Genomic DNA, 18,265 nt, shown 5'->3' with positions numbered 1-18,265 from the left:
TCGCGGCCCGCGTGCCCCCGGCGCGTGACGCACGTCAGCGCTGGGCCATGGTCATGTAGTCCACCGTGAGGTTCGACAGCGCGCGCACGCCGTTGACAAGCGCCGGCTCATCCACATAGAACTCGGGCGAGTGGTTCGAGGCCGCCTTGGCCAGGTCTGTGCCCTTGGGTGTGACGCCCAGATTGAAGAACAGTCCCGGCACCTTTTCCTGGTAGAACGAGAAGTCTTCGGACGCTGTCGCCTTCGGCATGGTCAGCCAGTTGCCTTCGCCGGCCACGCGCCGCAGCGTAGGCGCCATCTTTTCGGTCAGTGCCGGCTGGTTGATGGTGGCGTTGTAGAGCTCGACCACGCGGAACGTGGCTTCCGCGCCGGCGCTCGCCGCGATGGTCTCGGTCGTGCGCTTCATGCGGGCGTGGATGTCCTTCTTCATGCCCTCGTCATACGTGCGCACCGTGCCCATCATCTCGACCTGCTCCGGCACGATATTCATGCGGTTGCCGCCGTGGATGGTGCCCACCGTGATGACCGACGGCTCCAGCATCGCATTGACCTGACGGCTCTGGATGGTCTGCAGACCCATGACGATCTGCGACGCCACCACGATCGGGTCGACACCGGCCCACGGGCGCGCCCCATGGGTCTGGCGGCCCTTTACGTCGATCCAGAACTGGTCGGCGGCCGCCATCGAGGCCCCGCTGCGCCAGCCGAGCTTGCCCGATTCCATGCCGGCGGCCACGTGCAGGCCGAAGATCGCATCGACCTTCGGGTTGTCGAGCACGCCTTCGGCCACCATCTGCTTGGCGCCCCACATATTCTTGCCATTCGGTTCGAAGTCCGCGGGGCTTTCTTCGGCCGGCTGGAAGATGAACTTGACCGTGCCGGGAAGCTGGTCCTTCATGCCGGCAAGCACTTCCGCCGTGGCCATCAGAATGGCGACGTGCGTGTCGTGGCCACACGCGTGCATCACGTCGACTTCCTTGCCGAGGTACTGGCCCTTCGCCTTCGAGGCAAACGGCACATCCACGCGCTCCTTCACCGGCAGCGCATCCATGTCGGCGCGCAACGCCACCACCGGGCCGGGCTTGCCGCCCTTGAGCACGCCGACCACGCCAGTCTTGGCCACCCCCGTCTTCACTTCCATGCCGAGCTTGCGAAGGTGATCGGCGACCAGCTTCGCGGTGCGCGTCTCGTAGTTGCCGAGTTCGGGATGCTGGTGGATGTCGCGGCGCCACGCGATGAGCTGCGCTTCTACCGCTTTCGCACGCGTTTCGATCTGCGCGTGCAGGTCGTCGGCGCTGGCGGCAGGTGCCGTGGACTGTGCGTGCGCGGCGTTGCAAAGCACGCCGGCGGCGAGTGCCAGGGCTGCCAGCGCGAGGCGTGGGGTGGAACGGGATGCGGTGCGGCGAACAGCCATGCAGGATCTCCTTCGTTGTTGTTGGTTTGAGGCTCGTGATGTGTGCGCGAAGCTGCGGCAGCGCGCCAGGAAATGTTGTCTCCCCTCTCCCATTTATGGGAGAGGGGCGGGGGAGAGGGCAGGAGCCTCCACGAAGTGAAGTGCCATGGTACTTGCCTGCGCCTGCCCTCTCCCCCAACCCCTCTCCCGCAAGCGGGAGAGGGGAGCAAAGGTGGCGCGATGGCGTTGGTCAGCCTGCCACGCGCAGGCTGTCGACGACCTTGCGCAAGAACGCCTCGCAAGCGGCAAGCTGATCCAGTGCGACAAACTCATCCGGCTTGTGTGCCTGCTCGATATCGCCGGGGCCGCATACGACGGCGGGAATCCCCGCGCGCTGGAACAGCCCGGCCTCAGTGCCGTACGCAACCTTGCTGGTCTCGCGGTCGCCCGTCAGCGCCCGTACCAGTTGCGTGATGGCTTCCTGTTCGGCAGCGTCGAGCGACGGTGCCGCGGCGATCTTGCTGATCACCAGGCCGGCATCGGCGTGTTCGGCGCGCATCTTCGGCAGCAGCACGTCGTTGGCATACGACTGGATCCGCGCAAACAGCGCTTCGGGATCCACGCCGGGCAGGTTGCGGAACTCGAACACGAATTCGCACAGCGCGGGAATGGTATTGAGCGCGATGCCGCCCTGGATCGTGCCGGTCTGCGCAGTGGTGTAGGGCACGTCGAACGCCTGGTCGTACGGGCCGTTGGCCTTGAACTCGTCGGCAATGTCGCGAATGAAGCAGATCAGCCGTGCCGCGTATTCGATCGCATTGACACCCCGTGGCGTCAGCGACGAATGCGCGGCGTGGCCCTTGACGCAGCAGCGGTACGCGTTGATGCCCTTGTGCGCGACGATCACGCGCATGCTGGTGGGCTCGCCCACGATGCAGCCGGCCGGCCGCACGCCGCGCTCGCGCAGTTCGGCAAGCAGGTAGGGCGCGCCCATGCAGCCGATCTCCTCGTCGAACGACAGCGCGTAGTGCACGGGCTCGCGCAGCTTCGCGTCGAGCAGCGTCGGCAGCAACGCCAGGCTGGTGCCGATAAAGCCCTTCATGTCGCAGGTGCCGCGCCCATAGAGCTTGCCGTCGCGCACCACCGGCTTGAACGGGTCCGTGGTCCAGTTCTGGCCGTCCACGGGTACCACGTCGGTGTGGCCCGACAGCACGATGCCGCCATGGGTCTCGCCGTTGGCGGCCGGCACCGTGACGAACAGGTTGGCCTTGTCTTGCTGCGGGTTGTAGCTCAGATGAGGCCGCAACCCCTTTGCGAGGAAGTGATCGCGTACGGACTCGATCAGTCCCAGATTGGAATGGCGGCTCGTGGTGTCGTACGCCACCAGGCGCTCCGTCCATTCGAGCGCGCTGCCGCGCGGCGCATTCGCTTCAGGGGCGGAAGACTGGCGTTGGATATCGGCTTGCATGGGGGCAGGGGCGGCTGTGACCGACGGGTGAAGTTCCTGATGCTACACCCGTCCCGGCCCTCGGGTAAGACGCCCTGCAGCAATTCCTGGTCCACTGCGTCGGAGAAAGCGCACCCGGGCGGCTGTGCATCGAGGTCGCAGGCTAGGCGCAAAGCGCAGCAATAGCGGGCTATTGCGAGCATTTGCAACGACGTATGCGGCCTCGAGGCGCAGTCGAACGGGGGTGCTTTTCGACAGACGCAGTGGACTAGGCGAGCTGGCGCAACGTCTGCTTGATGGTCTGCGCGCGCACGGCCACGTCGGGCATCTTGGCCTCGATACGCAGCTTGTCCTGCCCCGCGAGCTTGATATGCCGGTTCTTCTGCACGAGCTCGATGATCCTCAGCGCATCGATCGGCGGATTCGGCACGAACTGCACGCTGATCGACGCCTCGCCCGCATCGATCTTGCGCACGCCAAGCGGTGCCGCGGCGATGCGCAGCCGGTGGGTTTCCACCAGCGCCTGCGCCTGGTCCGGCATGCGGCCGAAGCGGTCGATCAGCTCTTCCTGGATGTCGTCGACGCGTTCCGGGGTTTCGCAGTTGGCAAGCCGCTTGTACAGCGACAGGCGTTCATGCACATCCGCGCAATAGTCGTTGGGCAGCAACGCCGGCGTGCCGAGGTTGATCTCGGTGGTCGCCGCCAGCGGCGCCATCAGGTCCGGCTCCTTGCCAGCCTTGAGCGCCTTGACCGCCGCGTTCAGCATGTCGGTGTAGAGCTGGAAGCCGATCTCGTGGATCTCGCCGGACTGCTTGTCGCCAAGCACCTCGCCGGCGCCGCGGATTTCCAGGTCATGCATGGCCAGGTAGAAGCCTGACCCCAGTTCTTCCATCTGCTGGATCGCCTCGAGCCGGCGGCCCGCCTGCTTGGTGAGGCCGTCCACGTCATGCACCAGCAGGTAGGCATAGGCCTGGTGGTGCGAACGCCCGACGCGCCCGCGCAGCTGGTGAAGCTGCGCCAGGCCGAACTTGTCGGCGCGATGAATCAGGATCGTGTTGGCCGTCGGCACGTCGATGCCGGTCTCGATGATCGTCGTGCACAGCAAGATGTTGTCGCGCCGCGCGACGAAGTCGCGCATCACGCGTTCCAGCTCGCGCTCGTGCATCTGGCCGTGTGCCACGGCAATACGCGCTTCGGGCACCAGTTCGGCCAGCTTCGCGCGCTTGTTCTCGATGGTCTCGACTTCATTGTGCAGGAAGTAGACCTGTCCGCCGCGCTTGAGCTCGCGCAGGATGGCTTCGCGGATCACGCCGTCTTCCTCGCGCCTGACGAAGGTCTTGATGGCCAGGCGCTTCTGCGGCGCGGTGGCGATCACCGAGAAATCGCGCAGGCCTTCGAGCGCCATGCCCAGCGTGCGCGGGATCGGCGTGGCCGTGAGCGTCAGCACGTCGACTTCGGCGCGCAGCGTCTTCAGCGCTTCCTTCTGGCGCACGCCGAAGCGGTGCTCCTCGTCGATGATGACGAGCCCGAGGCGCTGGAACTTCACTTCATCCGAGAGCAGCTTGTGCGTGCCGATCACGATATCGACGGTGCCCTCGTTGATCTGCTTCACCGCCGCGTCGATTTCCTTCTTCGTCTTGAAGCGCGACAGCTCGACGATGCGTACCGGCCATTCGGCAAAGCGGTCCGACAGCGTCTGGAAATGCTGTTCGGCGAGCAGCGTAGTGGGCGCCAGCATGGCGACCTGCTTGCCGCCGAGCACGGCAACGAACGCCGCGCGCAAGGCGACTTCGGTCTTGCCGAAGCCGACGTCGCCGCACACCAGGCGGTCCATCGGCTTGCCCGAAGTCATGTCGGCGATGACGGCGGCGATCGCCGCAGCCTGGTCGGGCGTTTCCTCGAAGCCGAAGCTTTCGGCGAAGGTCTCGTAGTCCTTCGGCGAGAGCGGGAAAGCAAAGCCTTCGCGCGCGGCGCGCCGCGCGTACAGGTTCAGCAGCTCGGCCGCCGTATCGCGGATCTGCTGCGCAGCCCTGCGCTTGGCCTTGTCCCACTGGCCCGAGCCGAGATGATGCAGCGGTGCGGTTTCCGGATCGGCGCCCGAGTAGCGCGAGATCACGTGGAGCTGATGCACCGGCACGTACAGCTTGCTGCCCTTGTCGTATTCGAGGTGCAGAAATTCCTCGTCGCCCTGGCCCATGTCGAGCGACACCAGGCCGTGGTAGCGGCCGATGCCGTGATCGCTGTGCACGACGGGATCGCCGATCTTCAGCTCGGCCAGGTCGCGCACCATCGAATCGACGGCGGTGGCCTGTTCCTGCTTGCGGCGGCCGGCGCGACGCGCGGTGCCGGCGTAGAGCTCGGCTTCCGTGACGAAGGCGAGCTTCGCGCCCGGCAGCATGAAGCCGCTGTGCAGCGGCGCCACGGCGATGCTGAAATGGGACTCGCCGGCCAGGAACGCGGCAAAGTCATCGACGGGCTGCGGACGCAAGCCGCTTTCGGCGAACAGCTGCAGCAGGGTTTCGCGGCGGCCGGCGGTGTCGGCGCACATCAGCACGCGCGTGGCCTTGTCCAGCAGCAGGGATTCCAGATTCACGAGCGGATCGTCGGCGCGACGGTTCACCGAGACATCGGGAACGCTCGCCGCGAATGCGGGCTGGCCGTCCGTCGTCGGCTCGCTTTGCAGCACCAGCCGGGCCAGCGGCTTGGCTGCGATGAAGAACTGCTCCTCGGACAGGAACAGTTGCGGCGGCGGCAGCAACGGGCGCTCGCGGTCATGCCGCATGAAGTCGTAGCGCTGCGTGGTATCCGTCCAGAAGCGGCGGATGGCTTCATCCACCTTGCCGACGAAGGCGAGCTGGGTATCGGCCGGCAGATAGTCGAACAGCGTCGCGCTGGACTCGAAGAACAACGGCAGGTAGTACTCGATGCCGGCGGAAGGCACGCCGTTGCCGATGTCCTTGTAGATCGGCGACTTGCTCGGGTCGCCTTCGAACACTTCGCGCCAGCGGCCGCGGAATGCCGTAAGGGCGGCTTCGTCGAGCGGAAACTCGCGCCCCGGCAGCAACCGGACTTCCTTGACCGGATACAGGCTGCGCTGGGTGTCGGGATCGAAGGCGCGGATGGTTTCGATCTCGTCGCCGAAGAGGTCGATGCGGTATGGCAGCGCCGAGCCCATCGGATACAGGTCGATCAGGCCGCCGCGCACGCTGTATTCGCCCGGGCGCATCACGGCGCTGACGTGCTCGTAGCCAGCCAGCGTGAACTGCGCCTTGAGCGCGGCCTCGTCCAGCCGTTCGCCCTGCTTGAAGAAGAACGTATAGGCGGCCAGGAAAGACGGTGGCGCCAGCCGGTAGAGCGCTGTGGAGGCGGGCACCAGCATTACGTCGCACTGGCCACCCTGGATGTCATGCAGCGTCGCCAGGCGTTCCGATACCAGGTCCTGATGGGGAGAGAAGCTGTCGTAAGGCAGCGTTTCCCAGTCCGGCAGCAGGCGCACGCGCAGTTCAGGCGCGAACCACGGAATTTCATCGGCGAGCCGCTGGGCGTCGACAGCGTTGGCGCAGACCACGGCCAGCATCGGCACGCGCTCCCTGTGCTGGCGCGCGTAGGCGGCAATGGCGAGGGCGTCGGCGGAACCGAGCAGGCCGGCCATGTTATGGCGCAGCCCGGGCTTGACCAGGGGCAGGTTGGCGAAGGGGAAGGCGGGTGCGGCGTCAGGCATCGGGCAGCGGTCGGAATCAACGACAACGAGCGACAACGCCCCGCCGGCAGCGCGGGCGGGGGTGTGCGTGAGCCGCCTGCCGGAGTGGCAAGGCGGCATGGCGGCAAACAAGGGCCGTATTATAGAATGCGCTCCGGCCACGGCGCAGGCCGCCGCCGTGACGTTCCCAACGCATTTTCCATTCCATCCCGATCCTGTGCCCGACCGCCGCTTCGCCCTGATTCCCTGTGCCGGTACCGGCAGCCGCGCGGGCGGCTCCGTGCCCAAGCAATACCAGCCCGTCGCGGGCCGGCCCATGATCTGGTACGCGCTGGCCGCGTTTTCGGCCTGCGACGCGATCAGTGCCACCGCGCTGGTGCTGGCGCCCGACGACATGCCGCTGGAGTCCCGGTTCGGCGCCGACGTTTTTGCCGGCTTGCGCTTCGACACCGCCTTTGTCGGCGGCGACACGCGCCATGCGTCGGTGCTGGCCGGCCTGCATCACCTGGCGCAGCTCGGCGCCACCGACACTGACTGGGTGCTGGTGCACGATGCGGCGCGGCCGGGCCTGACGCCTGCGATGATCCATAGCCTGGTGCGCGCCGTCGAAAGCGACAACGACGATGATCCCGACGCGGCAATCGGCGGCATCCTGGCCGTGCCCGTCCCCGATACGCTCAAGCGTGCCGATGCCGGCGCGCGTATCGGCACGACGGTGCCGCGCGACGGGCTGTGGCAGGCCCAGACCCCGCAGATGTTCCGCGTCGGCGTATTGCGCCAGGCCTTGCAGGATGCGCTGGCCGCCGGCGCCGTGGTGACCGACGAAGCCAGCGCGATCGAACGGCTGGGCCTGCATCCGCGGCTCGTCAACGGTTCGCTGCGCAATTTCAAAGTGACATACCCGGAAGACTTTGCGCTGGCCGAGGTGCTGCTCGGCACCGCACCGGCCCGGTCTGCCGATTCAGGAGCCTGATCGATGATGCCTTTTGATATCCGCGTGGGGCAGGGCTATGACGTCCACGCGCTCGTGCCCGGCCGCAATCTGATCCTGGGCGGTGTGCATATTCCGCACGACCGCGGCCTGCTCGGCCATTCGGATGCCGATGCGCTGCTGCATGCCATTACCGACGCGTTGTTCGGTGCGGCGGGGCTTGGCGACATCGGGCGGCACTTCCCGGACACGGATGCGCAGTTCGCCGGTGCCGACAGCCGCGTGCTGCTGCGGGAAGCCGCGCGCCGCGTGCGCGAGGCCGGCTACGAGATCGGCAATGTCGACGCCTCGGTGATCGCGCAGCAGCCCAAGCTGGCGCCGCATATTCCCGGCATGGTCGCGAACATTGCCGAAGACCTGGGTTTGCCCGCCGCGCGTTGCAACGTCAAGGCCAAGACCAACGAAAAGCTTGGCTTCGAAGGGCGGCAAGAAGGCATCGTGGCCCAGGCCGCGGTCCTGATCTGGCGCGGAGCAATCCCGGACGCGCAGGACTGAGCGCGGCCCGGATCGAGTTCGCGGATGCGGTAGCGCTTACGCCTTGGCCGGTGCAGTCGCGCTCTCTGGCGTGATGGCGTAGCTGTAGTCGACCAGCCTCGCCATGGCGCCCGTTCGGGCGCCAGCCTCAGTGCGCTTGGCAAAGCCCATCTGCTGGCACAGGCGATTGGCGGACGCCATTTCGGGCATGGTCCGCACCAGCAGCGTCGGCGAGCCGATATCGCGCGCACGCTGGATGCAGATCTGCATCAGCGTATGGCCGAGCCCGAGGCCGCGTGCTTGCGGGCTGACGGAAAGCAGCCGGGCTTCCGGCTGGGTCAGCGTGATCGTGCTGCCATCCAGCGCCGGCAGTGTCGCGCCGGGGTGGCAGAACAGGACGGCGCCGGCAATGCCATGTTCCGTCTCGGCCACCCACCATTCCATATCGGGGTGGCTGGTGGCCAGCACGGCCTGCATGCCGCGCTGGAACGAGGCGCGGCAATCCTCCATGATTTCCAGTTCGTACTGCGAATACGCCTGCTGCGTGACAGCGGCGATGTCGCCCCAGTCCTGGACGGTGGCGAGGCGGTAGTGGAAGCGCGGCGAGGTTGGCGAAGGCAGGATGCTCATGGTGCGGGGGGCGGGTGACTGAGTGCGTGTCTTGTCTGGATTGTAGGCCGTTCACTGCACGAGTGGTGCCTTCGGCCGTTGTCGGGACCGCACATGCAAACAGCCGGCACTTCCCACTGGGAAGGTGCCGGCTGTTGTGGTACCGCGTTGGCGCCGAGGGGTCGCGTTACTGGGCGGCAATCACGTTGGCGGCTGCCGCGATGACCGCGGCAATGCGGCCGACGTCGCGCAGCTGCTGCGAGGTCATGCCTTGCTCGTTCTTGAGCAACTGGTAGTGCGATTTCACGCAGAAATGGCACTTGCCGACGATGGAGGCTGCCAGCGCGTACATTTCGAAGCGGCGCTTGTCCACGCCGCCATGGGTGGCGTAGGCGTTCATGCGCAGGCCGGCCGGCTGGCTGGCCAGGTCCGGATCGTCCGCCATCTCGATGTACGGATACCAGACGTTGTTCATGCCCATGAGCGCGGCGGCGGTCAGCGCGCCATTGACTTCCTCGGCCGACAGCACGTTGGCGTTGCGGATCGCATCCACGAGCACCTTGGACTGCGCGGCGAAAGCCGCTGCCAGCGCCACGCCCACGGCGTCATTGCCTTCGAGCGAGGAACGCGCAATGGTGCCGTCCACGTTCAGGCGGATGTCCTTGGCGTAGTCGGGGATGAGATTCTTAATCGTGCTGAGGAATTCCATTTAATTCTCCTATCGATCAGGGCTCAAAAAACCCGCGTCTGCGGGTTTGGGGCGGAGGGGAAGAACCCTCCGCGAGTCGCCGTAATTACCGGCAACCTTGCAGCAATTACAGCGTTGCGCCGCCAACGGCGCGGTTGCACGGGCACAGTTCGTCCGTTTGCAGACCGTCCAGAATACGCAGCACTTCTTCCGGGTTGCGGCCGACGTTCAGGTTGTTCACCGAAACGTGCTGGATCACGTTGTGCGGATCGACCACGAAGGTCGCACGCAGGGCCACGCCAGCAGCCTGGTCACGCACGCCGAGCTGGTCCACCAGCGAACCGGTCACGTCGGCGAATTGCCACTGGTTCAGCTTGTTCAGATCCTTGTGCTCGCGGCGCCATGCCAGCTTCACGAATTCGTTGTCGGTCGAGCCGCCCAGAACGATGGCGTCACGGTCAGCGAAATCGCCGTTCAGCTTGGCGAATGCCACGATTTCGGTCGGGCACACGAACGTGAAGTCCTTCGGGTAGAAGTAGATGATCTTCCACTTGCCTTCGAACGACTTTTCGGTGATGTCTTCGAAAGCCGACTGGCCGTTTTCTTCGTGGTTGTTGAAACCCGGCTTGACACCAACGACGTGGAAGGCTTCGAGCTTGTCACCAACGGTCTTCATAGACTTCTCCTGATACGGTTGAAGAGAGAGTTTGTGCAAATGCGGGCACTTTTGCCGCCGGCCGGAGCCGGTGCTTTGGTGCACCGCGACAAGGCGAGATTATGCGTCATGACGCACGGCAGGGCTAATTGAAATTCTCAAACAGCCCGATAGGCGGCGCGGATGGCGACCTTAATCGTCGCACATGACAGTTTGCGCAAGTCGGCAAGTATGCCACGACCGGCCCCATGGGGCCGGCGTGGCGGGAACGGCACGTGGACGTCAGGCCGTACGCAGCGCGGGCTGGCTGCGGCGCGAGCGGAAGATGATCAGGGTAGCGACCAGGCCGCAGGCTGCGGCGAACATCAGCCACAGGCCAGGAGCCGCCTTGTTGCCGGTGGCGTGGATCAGGTAGGTCGACACGGCCGGTGTGAAGCCGCCAAACAGCGCCGTGGCCAGGCTATAGGCCAGCGAGAAGCCCGCAGTACGCACGGCCGGCGGCATGACCTCGGTCAGCGTGACCACCATCGCACCGTTATAGCTGCCGTACAGGAAGGACAGCCACAGCTCGACCATCAGCAGGCGCGAGAACGACGGCTCGGCCACCAGCCACGTGACGGCGGGATAGGCGGTCAGCAACGTAGCTGCCGTGAAAAACAACAGCAGCGGCTTGCGTCCGATGCGGTCGGACACCGCGCCCATCAACGGCAGCCAGATGAAGTTCGAAAGGCCCACGCACATCGTGACGATCAGGTTGTCGACATCGTCGAGCTTGAGCACCGTCTTGCCGAAGGTCGGGGTGTACGCGGTGATCATGTAGAACGACACCGTCGTCATCACGACCATCATGCAGCCGGCAATGATGATGCGCCAGTTCTCGGCCATCGAGCGGTAGATCTCGCGCACGGTGGGGCGATGCTTGCGGGCCTTGAACTCCTCGGTCTCTTCGAGCGAGCGGCGGATCAGGAACAGGAACGGCACGATCAGGCAGCCGATCAGGAACGGCACGCGCCAGCCCCAGTCATCCATTTGCTGCGGTGCAAGCGTGGCATGCAGGATTACGCCGAGCAGGCCGGCGAAGATCACCGCGACTTGCTGGCTGGCCGATTGCCAGGCTACGTAAAAGCCTTTCTTGCCAGGTTTGGCGATTTCCGACAGGTAGACCGAGACGCCACCCAGTTCCACGCCCGCAGAGAAGCCCTGCAACAGGCGGCCGGCCAGTACCAGCAGCGGTGCCGCCACGCCGATCGAGGCATAGCCGGGCACGCATGCGATCAGCAGCGTGCCGGCGGCCATCAGCGCGAGCGTGACGATCAGCCCCTTGCGGCGGCCGTGATGGTCGATGTACGCGCCCAGCACGATGGCGCCCAGCGGACGCATCAGGAAGCCGGCGCCGAACGTCGCCAGCGACAGCATCAGCGACGCGAATTCATCGCCGCTGGGGAAGAAGGTCCTGGCAATGGCGGCGGCGTAGAAGCCGTACACCATGAAGTCGTACATTTCCAGGAAGTTGCCGCTGACCACGCGGAACACGGTCTTGAATCCGTGCTGCGCTTGCGGTTGGCCGGCGGTTTGGGAGGTCTCTGACATGGCTGTCTCTCTCGGACGTCGCCGGTGGGTCCCGGCGCATGATTGTTCGGTGAGCCAGCCAGGCGTGGGGAGGAGACAGCAGGCGTCGCCGTGGCTGGGAGGATGCGTATGCATCGGCCCTGCTGACCGGCGCCAGTGTGCGCCGCGACGCTGTCATTGTCCTGTCAAAGACCTTTCAGATCCCTATCAGTAGCTGTCGAAAACCTGTCAGTTGCCGGGCTGCCCGCCTGCAATGTGCAGGGGGCGCCGGGTTCGTCAGGCGCGGCGGAAGCAGGCGCTGACCACGAGGCCGGAGTGGGGCGCCAAGCGGTTCGACAGCACCAGCCGCCCACCATTGCGCTGCAGTATGCGGTTGACGATCGACATGCCCAGCCCTGCGCCCTTGGCTTCGCTGCGCGCGCTGTCGAGCCGATAGAACGGGCGAGTCAGCAAGGAGAGCTGGGCGTCGGGCACGCCCTTGCCGTTGTCGGCCACGGTGAGCACGGCGTCCTTGTCGTCGAGCTTCGTGGTGATCTCGACCTCGGCAATGCCGGTGTCGTCGTTCTTGGCATAGCGGCGCGCGTTTTCGACCAGGTTGTCGAGGATGCGCTGGACTTCCATGCGGTTGGCCACGGCCATGACCGGCTCGTTGGCGCGCACCTGCACGCGCACGTCGTCATGCGCGGCGTAGACGCCCACGGCATCCTGGACGAGCGCCGACAGGTCCACCGGCTCGACCATCTCGAGCGGCGGCCGCGCGTAGTTCAGGAACTGGCCGATGATGGCGTCCATCTGCTCGATGTCGGTGATCATCGCTTCGCGCGTGGCATTGTCGGCCGGCGACATCTCGGTCTCCAGCCGCAGGCGCGTGAGCGGCGTGCGCAGGTCGTGCGAGATGCCGGCCAGCATCACCGCGCGGTCGTCGTCGAGCTGGCGCAGGTCGCGCACCATCTGGTTGAAGCTGTGGTTGGCCAGCGCGACTTCACTGGCGCCATGCTCGGGCAGCGCCGGCGGATCGCCGCCCGCGCCGATCTCGCGCGCGGCAGTGGCCAGCCGCTTGAGCGGGTAGTTGACGCGCGCGGTAATGAACGCGGCGCCGATGATCGACAGCAGCAACGCCGCGATACTCCACCACAGCCACTGGATGCCTGACACGCGCTCGAAACGCTCCGGGCTGATGGCGACCCAGTAATCGTCGCCTTCGATCTCGAAGCTGACCCAGACGCCGGGAATATCGTTGACAGTGGTGGCCAGCACCGTGTCTTCGCCGAGCCGGCTGCGGATTTCCTGCTGCACCAGCTGGGTCAGGAACGGGTTGGCGGTCGGCGCGGCGAAATCGTCGTCCTTCTCGCGCGGATAGACCTTGATGCCTTCGTTCTGGACCAGGTCGAGCAGCAGGAACCGGCGCCGTGCCGGGTCCGAATAGAGCAGGGCCGCACGCGTCAGCTTGACCACGCTGACCACCTGCATGGCGATCTGCTGCGCGCGCGGGGCGCGTTCGAACAGCCGGTAGCTCTGGAACCAGATGCCCAGCGAAATGGCCAGCAGAAGCGCGATCAGCATGAAGGTTCGCCAGAACAGCGAACCAAAGAAACGCGTGGCCGTACGGCCAAGGGCGGTCGCCACGATGTTGAGCGGCCGACCGGATTACTTCACGCCATCGGGAATGAACACATAGCCCAGCCCCCACACCGTCTGGATAAAGCGTGGGTTGCTCGGATCGGGCTCGATCAGCTTGCGCAGGCGGGAAATCTGCACGTCCAGGCTGCGGTCGAATACCTCGTATTCGCGGCCGCGCGCCATTTCCATGAGTTTTTCGCGCGACAGCGGCTGGCGCGGGTGGCGGGCAAAAACCTTGAGCACGGAAAATTCGCCCGTGGTCAGGGTGATTTCCTCGTCGTTCTTGGTCAGCGTACGCGTGGCCAGGTTCAGCACGAAATCGCCGAACGCGAACGTTTCGGGCGTTTCCGACGGCGCGCCGGGCACCTCGGCCGGTCCCTTGCGGCGCAGCACGGCGTGGATACGGGCAATCAGCTCGCGCGGGTTGAACGGCTTGGGCAGGTAGTCATCGGCACCCATTTCCAGGCCGACGATACGGTCGACGTCCTCGCCCTTGGCGGTCAGCATGATGATGGGCGTCTGGTCGTTGGCGCCGCGCAGGCGGCGGCAGATGGACAGGCCGTCCTCGCCGGGCATCATCAGGTCAAGCACGAGCAGGTCGAAGCGCTCGCGCAGCCAGAGCTTGTTCATGGCAGTGGCATTTTCGGCCACTAGTACCGTAAAACCCTGTTCGCCCAGATAGCGGCGCAGCAGATCGCGCAGGCGCGGGTCGTCGTCCACGACGAGAATCTTGTGGCTGGTATTTTCCATGGCGGTATCTTAGCGACTATCGCTTTCGCTCAAAATGGCTTAACAAAACGTTACATACTTTACCCTGTGGCATTGCGGTATGCACGAACCCTGCCATTACACTGCCGCATACCGTCTTTCGCGCACTACGTCGCACTACTTCATTATCCGGTTGGCGTGGGTATTGCCATCGGATTATCTGCGGTCCGCCGCATATTGCATTGCGGCGATCGCGCGGACGGGGTACCAATTTTTCCGGCCTCATGCAGTCCAGGCGGCTGCAAGTTCGAGGCCAAGAACGCCATTATCAATGAAAGTGAACCGTAACCGGCATGGGCTCACCTTGCACGGCGCCTTTGGCGTCTGTCTGGTGCTCGCCGGTGCGGCGCTGTGGCTGTGCGCGGCGCCAAGGCCGGCCGTGGCCCAATCGGCCGGCATGGCCAACCTGCTGCACGGGCACGAGCGTCCCTCCACCCACGCCAGCGAAGCTGCTTCCGGCCAGCGCGAGGCGCGCGCGCGGGCCGAACGCCACCGAGCCGAACAGCGCGAGGCCGAGCGCGCCGGCCGTCCGGGGCGCTCGGGGTCCAGCCTGTCGCCCGACGAGCGCCGCAAACTTCGGCAGAACCTATACGACCTCGGGCGCGAGATGTACCAGGGCGGCTAAGGCGGCTGGCGGGGCCGACATTAGCCCTCGGGCTGGAAGTGACGCAGGAAATCCACGAACACTTCGGCGGCGAGCTGCGCATCTTCGGCAGTGATGGTTTCCAGCGGGTTGTGGCTGATGCCGCCATTTCCGCAACGGACGAACAGCATGGCGACGTCGGTGATGCGCTGCATCATCATGGCGTCGTGCCCGGCGCCGGACGGCAGTTCGAAGGCGGCCAGGCCGCGCTTGCGCAGTACGGCACTGAACTGGTCCATCAACCAGCGCGCGCAAGGCGCGTTGAAGACCGGCTTGATCCGGTCGACCTGGGCCGACAAGCCGCGGCGCGCCGCGATCTGCTGGATCCCGGCGACGATGTCGGCAATCGCGGCTTCGCGGATATCGTCCTCGCCGGCGCGGATGTCCATCGAAAAGGTGCAGGCGGCGGGAATGACATTGCTCGAGCCGTCGGGTACCAGGAGTTGCCCTACCGTTCCGACGAGGGCAGGCACCGCGCTGCATCGCGATTCCACCAGCAGGATCATTTCCGCGGTGCCGGCGGCGGCATCCCGGCGCATGCCCATCGGCGTGGTGCCGGCATGGCTGGCCTGTCCCTCGATGCGCACCTGGAAACGGCTGCTCCCGGCGATCTGTGTGACCACGCCGAGCGGCAGGTCCTTGTTCAGCAGCACCGGTCCCTGCTCGATATGGACTTCGACGAAGCCGAGCAGCGTGGCGGGATCGACGGCAGCGGCCTGCAGTGCCGCCAGCTCGCCATGGCCCGGGAGGCCGGACGCCGCGAGCGCTTCGGCCAGCGTCACGCCATCGGCATCGGTGCGCGCCAGCAAGGCCGCATCGAAGCGGCCCGCGAGCACGCTGCTGGCCAGGAAGCTGGTCTTGAAGCGCAGGCCTTCCTCTTCGGCGAAGCCGACGATTTCGAGGTGGTAGGGCAGGCGGATGCCTGAGGCATTGAGCGCGCCGACCACGGCGATCGGGAGCAGGATGCCGAGACGGCCGTCATAGCGCCCGCCATTGCGCACGGTGTCGAAGTGGGAACCGGTCATCAGCACGCGCGCATCGGCGCCGGCATCGGCTGCATACCGGCCAATCACGTTGCCGATGGCATCGATGCGCACCTGCATGCCGGCTTCCTCCATCCATTGCGCCAGCAGGGCTTGCGCGGACCGGTGCGCCGGCGTGAGGAACGCACAGGTCAGGCCGCCTTCCATGTCGGAGAACCGGGCAAGCGCTTCGGCGCGGTCAATGATGCTCTGTCCGAGCGGATGGGGATTCTGGGTCATGGCTTGGCGAACGGCGTGGTGCAAGGCGGGAATGACTTTGTGGGCTTAGCTGTTGCGCAGCCAGGTCTTCCAGGCGATCCACAGCTTGCGCAGCGGCGTGAGCGCAATGCGCTGGTTCAGCACCTGGAAGTCGCTGCGCTCGATCTCGTCGAGCAGCGCGTGGTAGATCGCGCCCATCAGCAGGCCGGCGCGCTGGGCGCGGCGATCCTGGCGCGGCAGCAGGTCCAGCGCCTCGCGGTACAGCGCACGGGCGCGTCCGGCGCGGTATTGCATCAGCGCGACAAAGCGCTCGGAATGCTTGCCCTGGAGGATTTCCGAAGCGGGCACCTGGAAACGCTGCAGCGTGTCGACCGGCAGGTATATGCGGCCGCGGCGCGCGTCCTCGCCGACATCGCGCAGGATGTTGACCAGTTGCAGCGACAATCCGAGCTTCTCGGCGAACACCAGCGTATGCGGATCCGAGTAGCCGAAGAGCCGCGCGCTCAGCGTGCCGACCACGCCGGCCACGCAGTGGCAATAGCGGTTCAGGCCGATCTCGTCGAGATACCGGCTCTGGGTCAGGTCCATCTCCATGCCGTCCAGCACTTCCGACATTTCGGCATGCGGCAGGCCAGCGGCCTTGACGTGCGGGCGCAGCGCCTGCGTGACGGGGTGAGTCGGCTCGCCTTCGAACAGGTGGCGCAACTCACCGCGCCACCAGTCCAGCTGCTGGTGGGCCAGACCAGGGTCGTGGGCGTTGTCGACCACATCGTCGACTTCGCGGCACCAGGCGTAAAGCGCTGTGATCGCGCGCCGGCGTTCGGCGGGCAGGAACAGGAAGCTGTAATAGAAGCTGGAGCCGCTCTGGGCGACTTTCTCTTGGCAATACTGATCGGGCGTCACGCCGGTCTCGGTCTGGTGAGGTAGGGTAGGTGCGGGCGGCGTCAGGGCCTGGCGGCGGCGGGATTGTAGCATTGAGCCATAGTCGGTTCCCGTGCTGGTAGCGGCCACATGCAGGCAGCGCCTACCGTGATTTCGTACCGTTCAGCGGTCTAGAAGGAAGCTTCGGTGGTCATTCTGGCAGTTTCGTCACCCGGCGTTTGACGCACCTGAGGGTCGTCGCTATATTGCTGACCGGCCAGTTATTAATTTCCGGTACGCACGCATGTTGTGCTGATTGTGCGCTGCAAGGCTCCGGAACGGGCCGCATCAGCTTTCCCACGTTGTTCGATTCGCTGCTTACCCATGCCAGTGCATTGCCAAGTGCCGGAAGTTGCGGCCGTTCGTCCCGAGATATCCCCCAATTCCCTGTCGCGTCGGCGGCTTGTCCGCGTTGGCGCCGCCGTGCTCGCGGGGGCGGTTGTGGCGCTGGCGGGTTGCGGCAAGAAGAGCGAGCCCGCGCCTGAGGCCCGGCCCGTCCGCTTGCTGCAGCTGAGCCAGCACACCGGCAAGACGACGTTCGAGTTCTCTGGCGACGTGCGGCCGCGCGTGGAGTCGCGGCTGGGCTTCCGTGTGGGCGGCAAGATTGCGGCGCGCCTGGTTGACGTGGGCGCGGTCGTACGCAAAGGCCAGCCGCTGGCGCGCCTCGATCCGACTGACCTGTCACTGGCCGAGGCGGGCTCGCGCGCCCAGTTCGATGCGGCGCGCACGGACCGCGACCTGGCAGCCTCCGACCTCAAACGCTACAACGATCTGTTCGTGAAGGGCTTTATCAGCGCTGCCGAGCAGCATCGGCGCCAGGCCACCTTCGATGCCGCCGAATCGCGCCTCAAGCAGGCCGAGGCAGGCCTGCGCAGCCAGGCCAACCAGACCGCCTATGCCGTGTTGCTGGCCGATGCCGATGGTGTGGTAACGGCGGTGGATGCGGAGGTCGGGCAAGTCGTTACCGCGGGGCAGGCGGTGATCCGGGTTGCGCAGTCGGCGGAGAAGGAGGTCGCCATCGGGCTGCCCGAAGATCAGGTCGACCAGCTACGCGGCATTACCGATGTGACGGTGCGCACCTGGGCCGATCCGGGCCGCGCATTGCCTGCACGCGTACGCGAGATTGCGGCCGCCGCCGATCCCGTGACGCGCACCTATGCCACGCGTGTGTCGGTGCCGAATCCGCCGGCAGATCTCAAGCTCGGCATGACCGCGGTGGTGACCTTCGTGCGCACGGGCGCAGTGCCGGCGGTACGCGTGCCGCTGACCGCGCTGCTGCAGGAGCAGGGCCGCAACCAGGTCTGGGTCTATGACGCGGCCGCCGGCACGGTCAAGCCGGTCCAGGTGACGCTGGGCGATCCGGTCGGCAACGAGATCGAAGTGCGCCAGGGCCTGGCACCTGGCCAGACCATTGTCACGGCCGGCGTGCACCTGCTCAAGCCGGGGCAGAGGGTCAGGCCGATGCAGGCGGTCGTGCCAGCATCGGCGCCGTCCGCCCCATCCCCGACGCCGACGGCCGCCCCCGTCCCGCAGCAAGGCTGAGGGC

At 66.0% G+C, this 18,265-nt stretch carries 15 protein-coding genes; 4 read left to right on the top strand and 11 right to left on the bottom strand.

Annotated features, from left to right (window positions below):
- Positions 1 to 34: 34 nt before the first annotated feature.
- The 3 genes from KHO41_RS09415 to mfd all read right to left on the bottom strand — a co-directional run bounded on the left by KHO41_RS09415 (position 35) and on the right by mfd (position 6,561).
- Entirely contained in the window at positions 35 to 1,414 is a 1,380-nt protein-coding gene (locus KHO41_RS09415) for an amidohydrolase (protein WP_211953016.1), read from the bottom strand.
- Between the two features lie 229 nt (positions 1,415 to 1,643).
- Positions 1,644 to 2,861: an acetylornithine deacetylase gene (gene argE / locus KHO41_RS09410; protein ID WP_211953015.1), complete on the bottom strand. Its 1,218-nt coding sequence runs from the start codon at positions 2,859 to 2,861 to the stop codon at positions 1,644 to 1,646.
- 247 nt (positions 2,862 to 3,108) lie between these two features.
- The gene (gene mfd / locus KHO41_RS09405) at positions 3,109 to 6,561 is read right to left on the bottom strand and encodes a transcription-repair coupling factor (RefSeq protein ID WP_211953014.1); all 3,453 of its coding nucleotides are present in this window, start codon (positions 6,559 to 6,561) and stop codon (positions 3,109 to 3,111) included.
- A 97-nt stretch (positions 6,562 to 6,658) separates the two neighbouring features.
- On the opposite strand from mfd, the gene ispD reads away from it, so the two are divergent.
- Positions 6,659 to 7,513 (top strand): 2-C-methyl-D-erythritol 4-phosphate cytidylyltransferase, encoded by an 855-nt coding sequence (ispD, locus tag KHO41_RS09400; protein WP_244873766.1) that lies wholly within the window; start codon positions 6,659 to 6,661, stop codon positions 7,511 to 7,513.
- A gap of 3 nt (positions 7,514 to 7,516) precedes the next feature.
- Complete coding sequence (gene ispF / locus KHO41_RS09395) at positions 7,517 to 8,026, top strand: 2-C-methyl-D-erythritol 2,4-cyclodiphosphate synthase (protein ID WP_211953013.1); 510 nt, start codon at positions 7,517 to 7,519, stop codon at positions 8,024 to 8,026.
- Between the two features lie 36 nt (positions 8,027 to 8,062).
- Here the strand turns inward: ispF and KHO41_RS09390 are convergent, their stop codons facing one another.
- From KHO41_RS09390 to ompR, 6 genes are all read right to left on the bottom strand, one after another.
- Positions 8,063 to 8,635, bottom strand: coding sequence for a GNAT family N-acetyltransferase (locus tag KHO41_RS09390; RefSeq protein ID WP_211953012.1), 573 nt, complete (start codon positions 8,633 to 8,635; stop codon positions 8,063 to 8,065).
- A gap of 166 nt (positions 8,636 to 8,801) precedes the next feature.
- On the bottom strand, positions 8,802 to 9,323 hold the full coding sequence (locus tag KHO41_RS09385) for a carboxymuconolactone decarboxylase family protein (RefSeq protein ID WP_211953011.1): 522 nt from the start codon (positions 9,321 to 9,323) through the stop codon (positions 8,802 to 8,804).
- Positions 9,324 to 9,429: 106 nt separating this feature from the next.
- Positions 9,430 to 9,978, bottom strand: a complete 549-nt coding sequence (locus KHO41_RS09380; RefSeq protein ID WP_211953010.1) for a peroxiredoxin — start codon at positions 9,976 to 9,978, stop codon at positions 9,430 to 9,432.
- A gap of 261 nt (positions 9,979 to 10,239) precedes the next feature.
- Positions 10,240 to 11,547 carry an MFS transporter gene (tcuC, locus tag KHO41_RS09375; protein ID WP_211953009.1) on the bottom strand — a complete coding sequence of 436 codons (1,308 nt, stop codon included), beginning with the start codon at positions 11,545 to 11,547 and terminating at the stop codon, positions 10,240 to 10,242.
- 255 nt (positions 11,548 to 11,802) lie between these two features.
- Positions 11,803 to 13,152 (bottom strand): ATP-binding protein, encoded by a 1,350-nt coding sequence (locus tag KHO41_RS09370; RefSeq protein WP_211953008.1) that lies wholly within the window; start codon positions 13,150 to 13,152, stop codon positions 11,803 to 11,805.
- Positions 13,153 to 13,173: 21 nt separating this feature from the next.
- Positions 13,174 to 13,896: an osmolarity response regulator transcription factor OmpR gene (ompR, locus tag KHO41_RS09365; protein WP_010810107.1), complete on the bottom strand. Its 723-nt coding sequence runs from the start codon at positions 13,894 to 13,896 to the stop codon at positions 13,174 to 13,176.
- Positions 13,897 to 14,185: 289 nt separating this feature from the next.
- On the opposite strand from ompR, the gene KHO41_RS09360 reads away from it, so the two are divergent.
- Positions 14,186 to 14,539, top strand: a complete 354-nt coding sequence (locus tag KHO41_RS09360) for a hypothetical protein (RefSeq protein ID WP_211953007.1) — start codon at positions 14,186 to 14,188, stop codon at positions 14,537 to 14,539.
- A 20-nt stretch (positions 14,540 to 14,559) separates the two neighbouring features.
- On the opposite strand, the gene KHO41_RS09355 is transcribed toward KHO41_RS09360, so the two are convergent.
- Together KHO41_RS09355 and hpnD are read right to left on the bottom strand one after the other, a co-directional pair.
- Positions 14,560 to 15,819, bottom strand: coding sequence for a Zn-dependent hydrolase (locus KHO41_RS09355; RefSeq protein WP_211953006.1), 1,260 nt, complete (start codon positions 15,817 to 15,819; stop codon positions 14,560 to 14,562).
- A gap of 45 nt (positions 15,820 to 15,864) precedes the next feature.
- The gene (gene hpnD / locus KHO41_RS09350; protein ID WP_211953080.1) at positions 15,865 to 16,701 is read right to left on the bottom strand and encodes a presqualene diphosphate synthase HpnD; all 837 of its coding nucleotides are present in this window, start codon (positions 16,699 to 16,701) and stop codon (positions 15,865 to 15,867) included.
- A 342-nt stretch (positions 16,702 to 17,043) separates the two neighbouring features.
- Between hpnD and KHO41_RS09345 the strand changes: the two genes are divergently transcribed.
- The gene (locus KHO41_RS09345) at positions 17,044 to 18,261 is read left to right on the top strand and encodes an efflux RND transporter periplasmic adaptor subunit (protein WP_211953005.1); all 1,218 of its coding nucleotides are present in this window, start codon (positions 17,044 to 17,046) and stop codon (positions 18,259 to 18,261) included.
- The last annotated feature ends 4 nt before the right edge of the window (positions 18,262 to 18,265 follow it).

It is taken from the genome of Cupriavidus numazuensis (assembly GCF_905397435.1).
Taxonomy (GTDB): domain Bacteria; phylum Pseudomonadota; class Gammaproteobacteria; order Burkholderiales; family Burkholderiaceae; genus Cupriavidus; species Cupriavidus numazuensis.
This window is presented reverse-complemented; position numbering and strand designations above follow the sequence as displayed.

Bases quoted from the DNA above. Each gene is read 5' to 3' on its own strand.
- KHO41_RS09415 (WP_211953016.1), bottom strand. From the start codon at position 1,414: ATGGCTGTTCGCCGCACCGCATCCCGTTCCACCCCACGCCTCGCGCTG.
- argE (WP_211953015.1), bottom strand. From the start codon at position 2,861: ATGCAAGCCGATATCCAACGCCAGTCTTCCGCCCCTGAAGCGAATGCG.
- mfd (WP_211953014.1), bottom strand. From the start codon at position 6,561: ATGCCTGACGCCGCACCCGCCTTCCCCTTCGCCAACCTGCCCCTGGTC.
- ispD (WP_244873766.1), top strand. From the start codon at position 6,659: ATGGCGGCAAACAAGGGCCGTATTATAGAATGCGCTCCGGCCACGGCG.
- ispF (WP_211953013.1), top strand. From the start codon at position 7,517: ATGATGCCTTTTGATATCCGCGTGGGGCAGGGCTATGACGTCCACGCG.
- KHO41_RS09390 (WP_211953012.1), bottom strand. From the start codon at position 8,635: ATGAGCATCCTGCCTTCGCCAACCTCGCCGCGCTTCCACTACCGCCTC.
- KHO41_RS09385 (WP_211953011.1), bottom strand. From the start codon at position 9,323: ATGGAATTCCTCAGCACGATTAAGAATCTCATCCCCGACTACGCCAAG.
- KHO41_RS09380 (WP_211953010.1), bottom strand. From the start codon at position 9,978: ATGAAGACCGTTGGTGACAAGCTCGAAGCCTTCCACGTCGTTGGTGTC.
- tcuC (WP_211953009.1), bottom strand. From the start codon at position 11,547: ATGTCAGAGACCTCCCAAACCGCCGGCCAACCGCAAGCGCAGCACGGA.
- ompR (WP_010810107.1), bottom strand. From the start codon at position 13,896: ATGGAAAATACCAGCCACAAGATTCTCGTCGTGGACGACGACCCGCGC.
- KHO41_RS09360 (WP_211953007.1), top strand. From the start codon at position 14,186: ATGAAAGTGAACCGTAACCGGCATGGGCTCACCTTGCACGGCGCCTTT.
- KHO41_RS09355 (WP_211953006.1), bottom strand. From the start codon at position 15,819: ATGACCCAGAATCCCCATCCGCTCGGACAGAGCATCATTGACCGCGCC.
- KHO41_RS09345 (WP_211953005.1), top strand. From the start codon at position 17,044: ATGCCAGTGCATTGCCAAGTGCCGGAAGTTGCGGCCGTTCGTCCCGAG.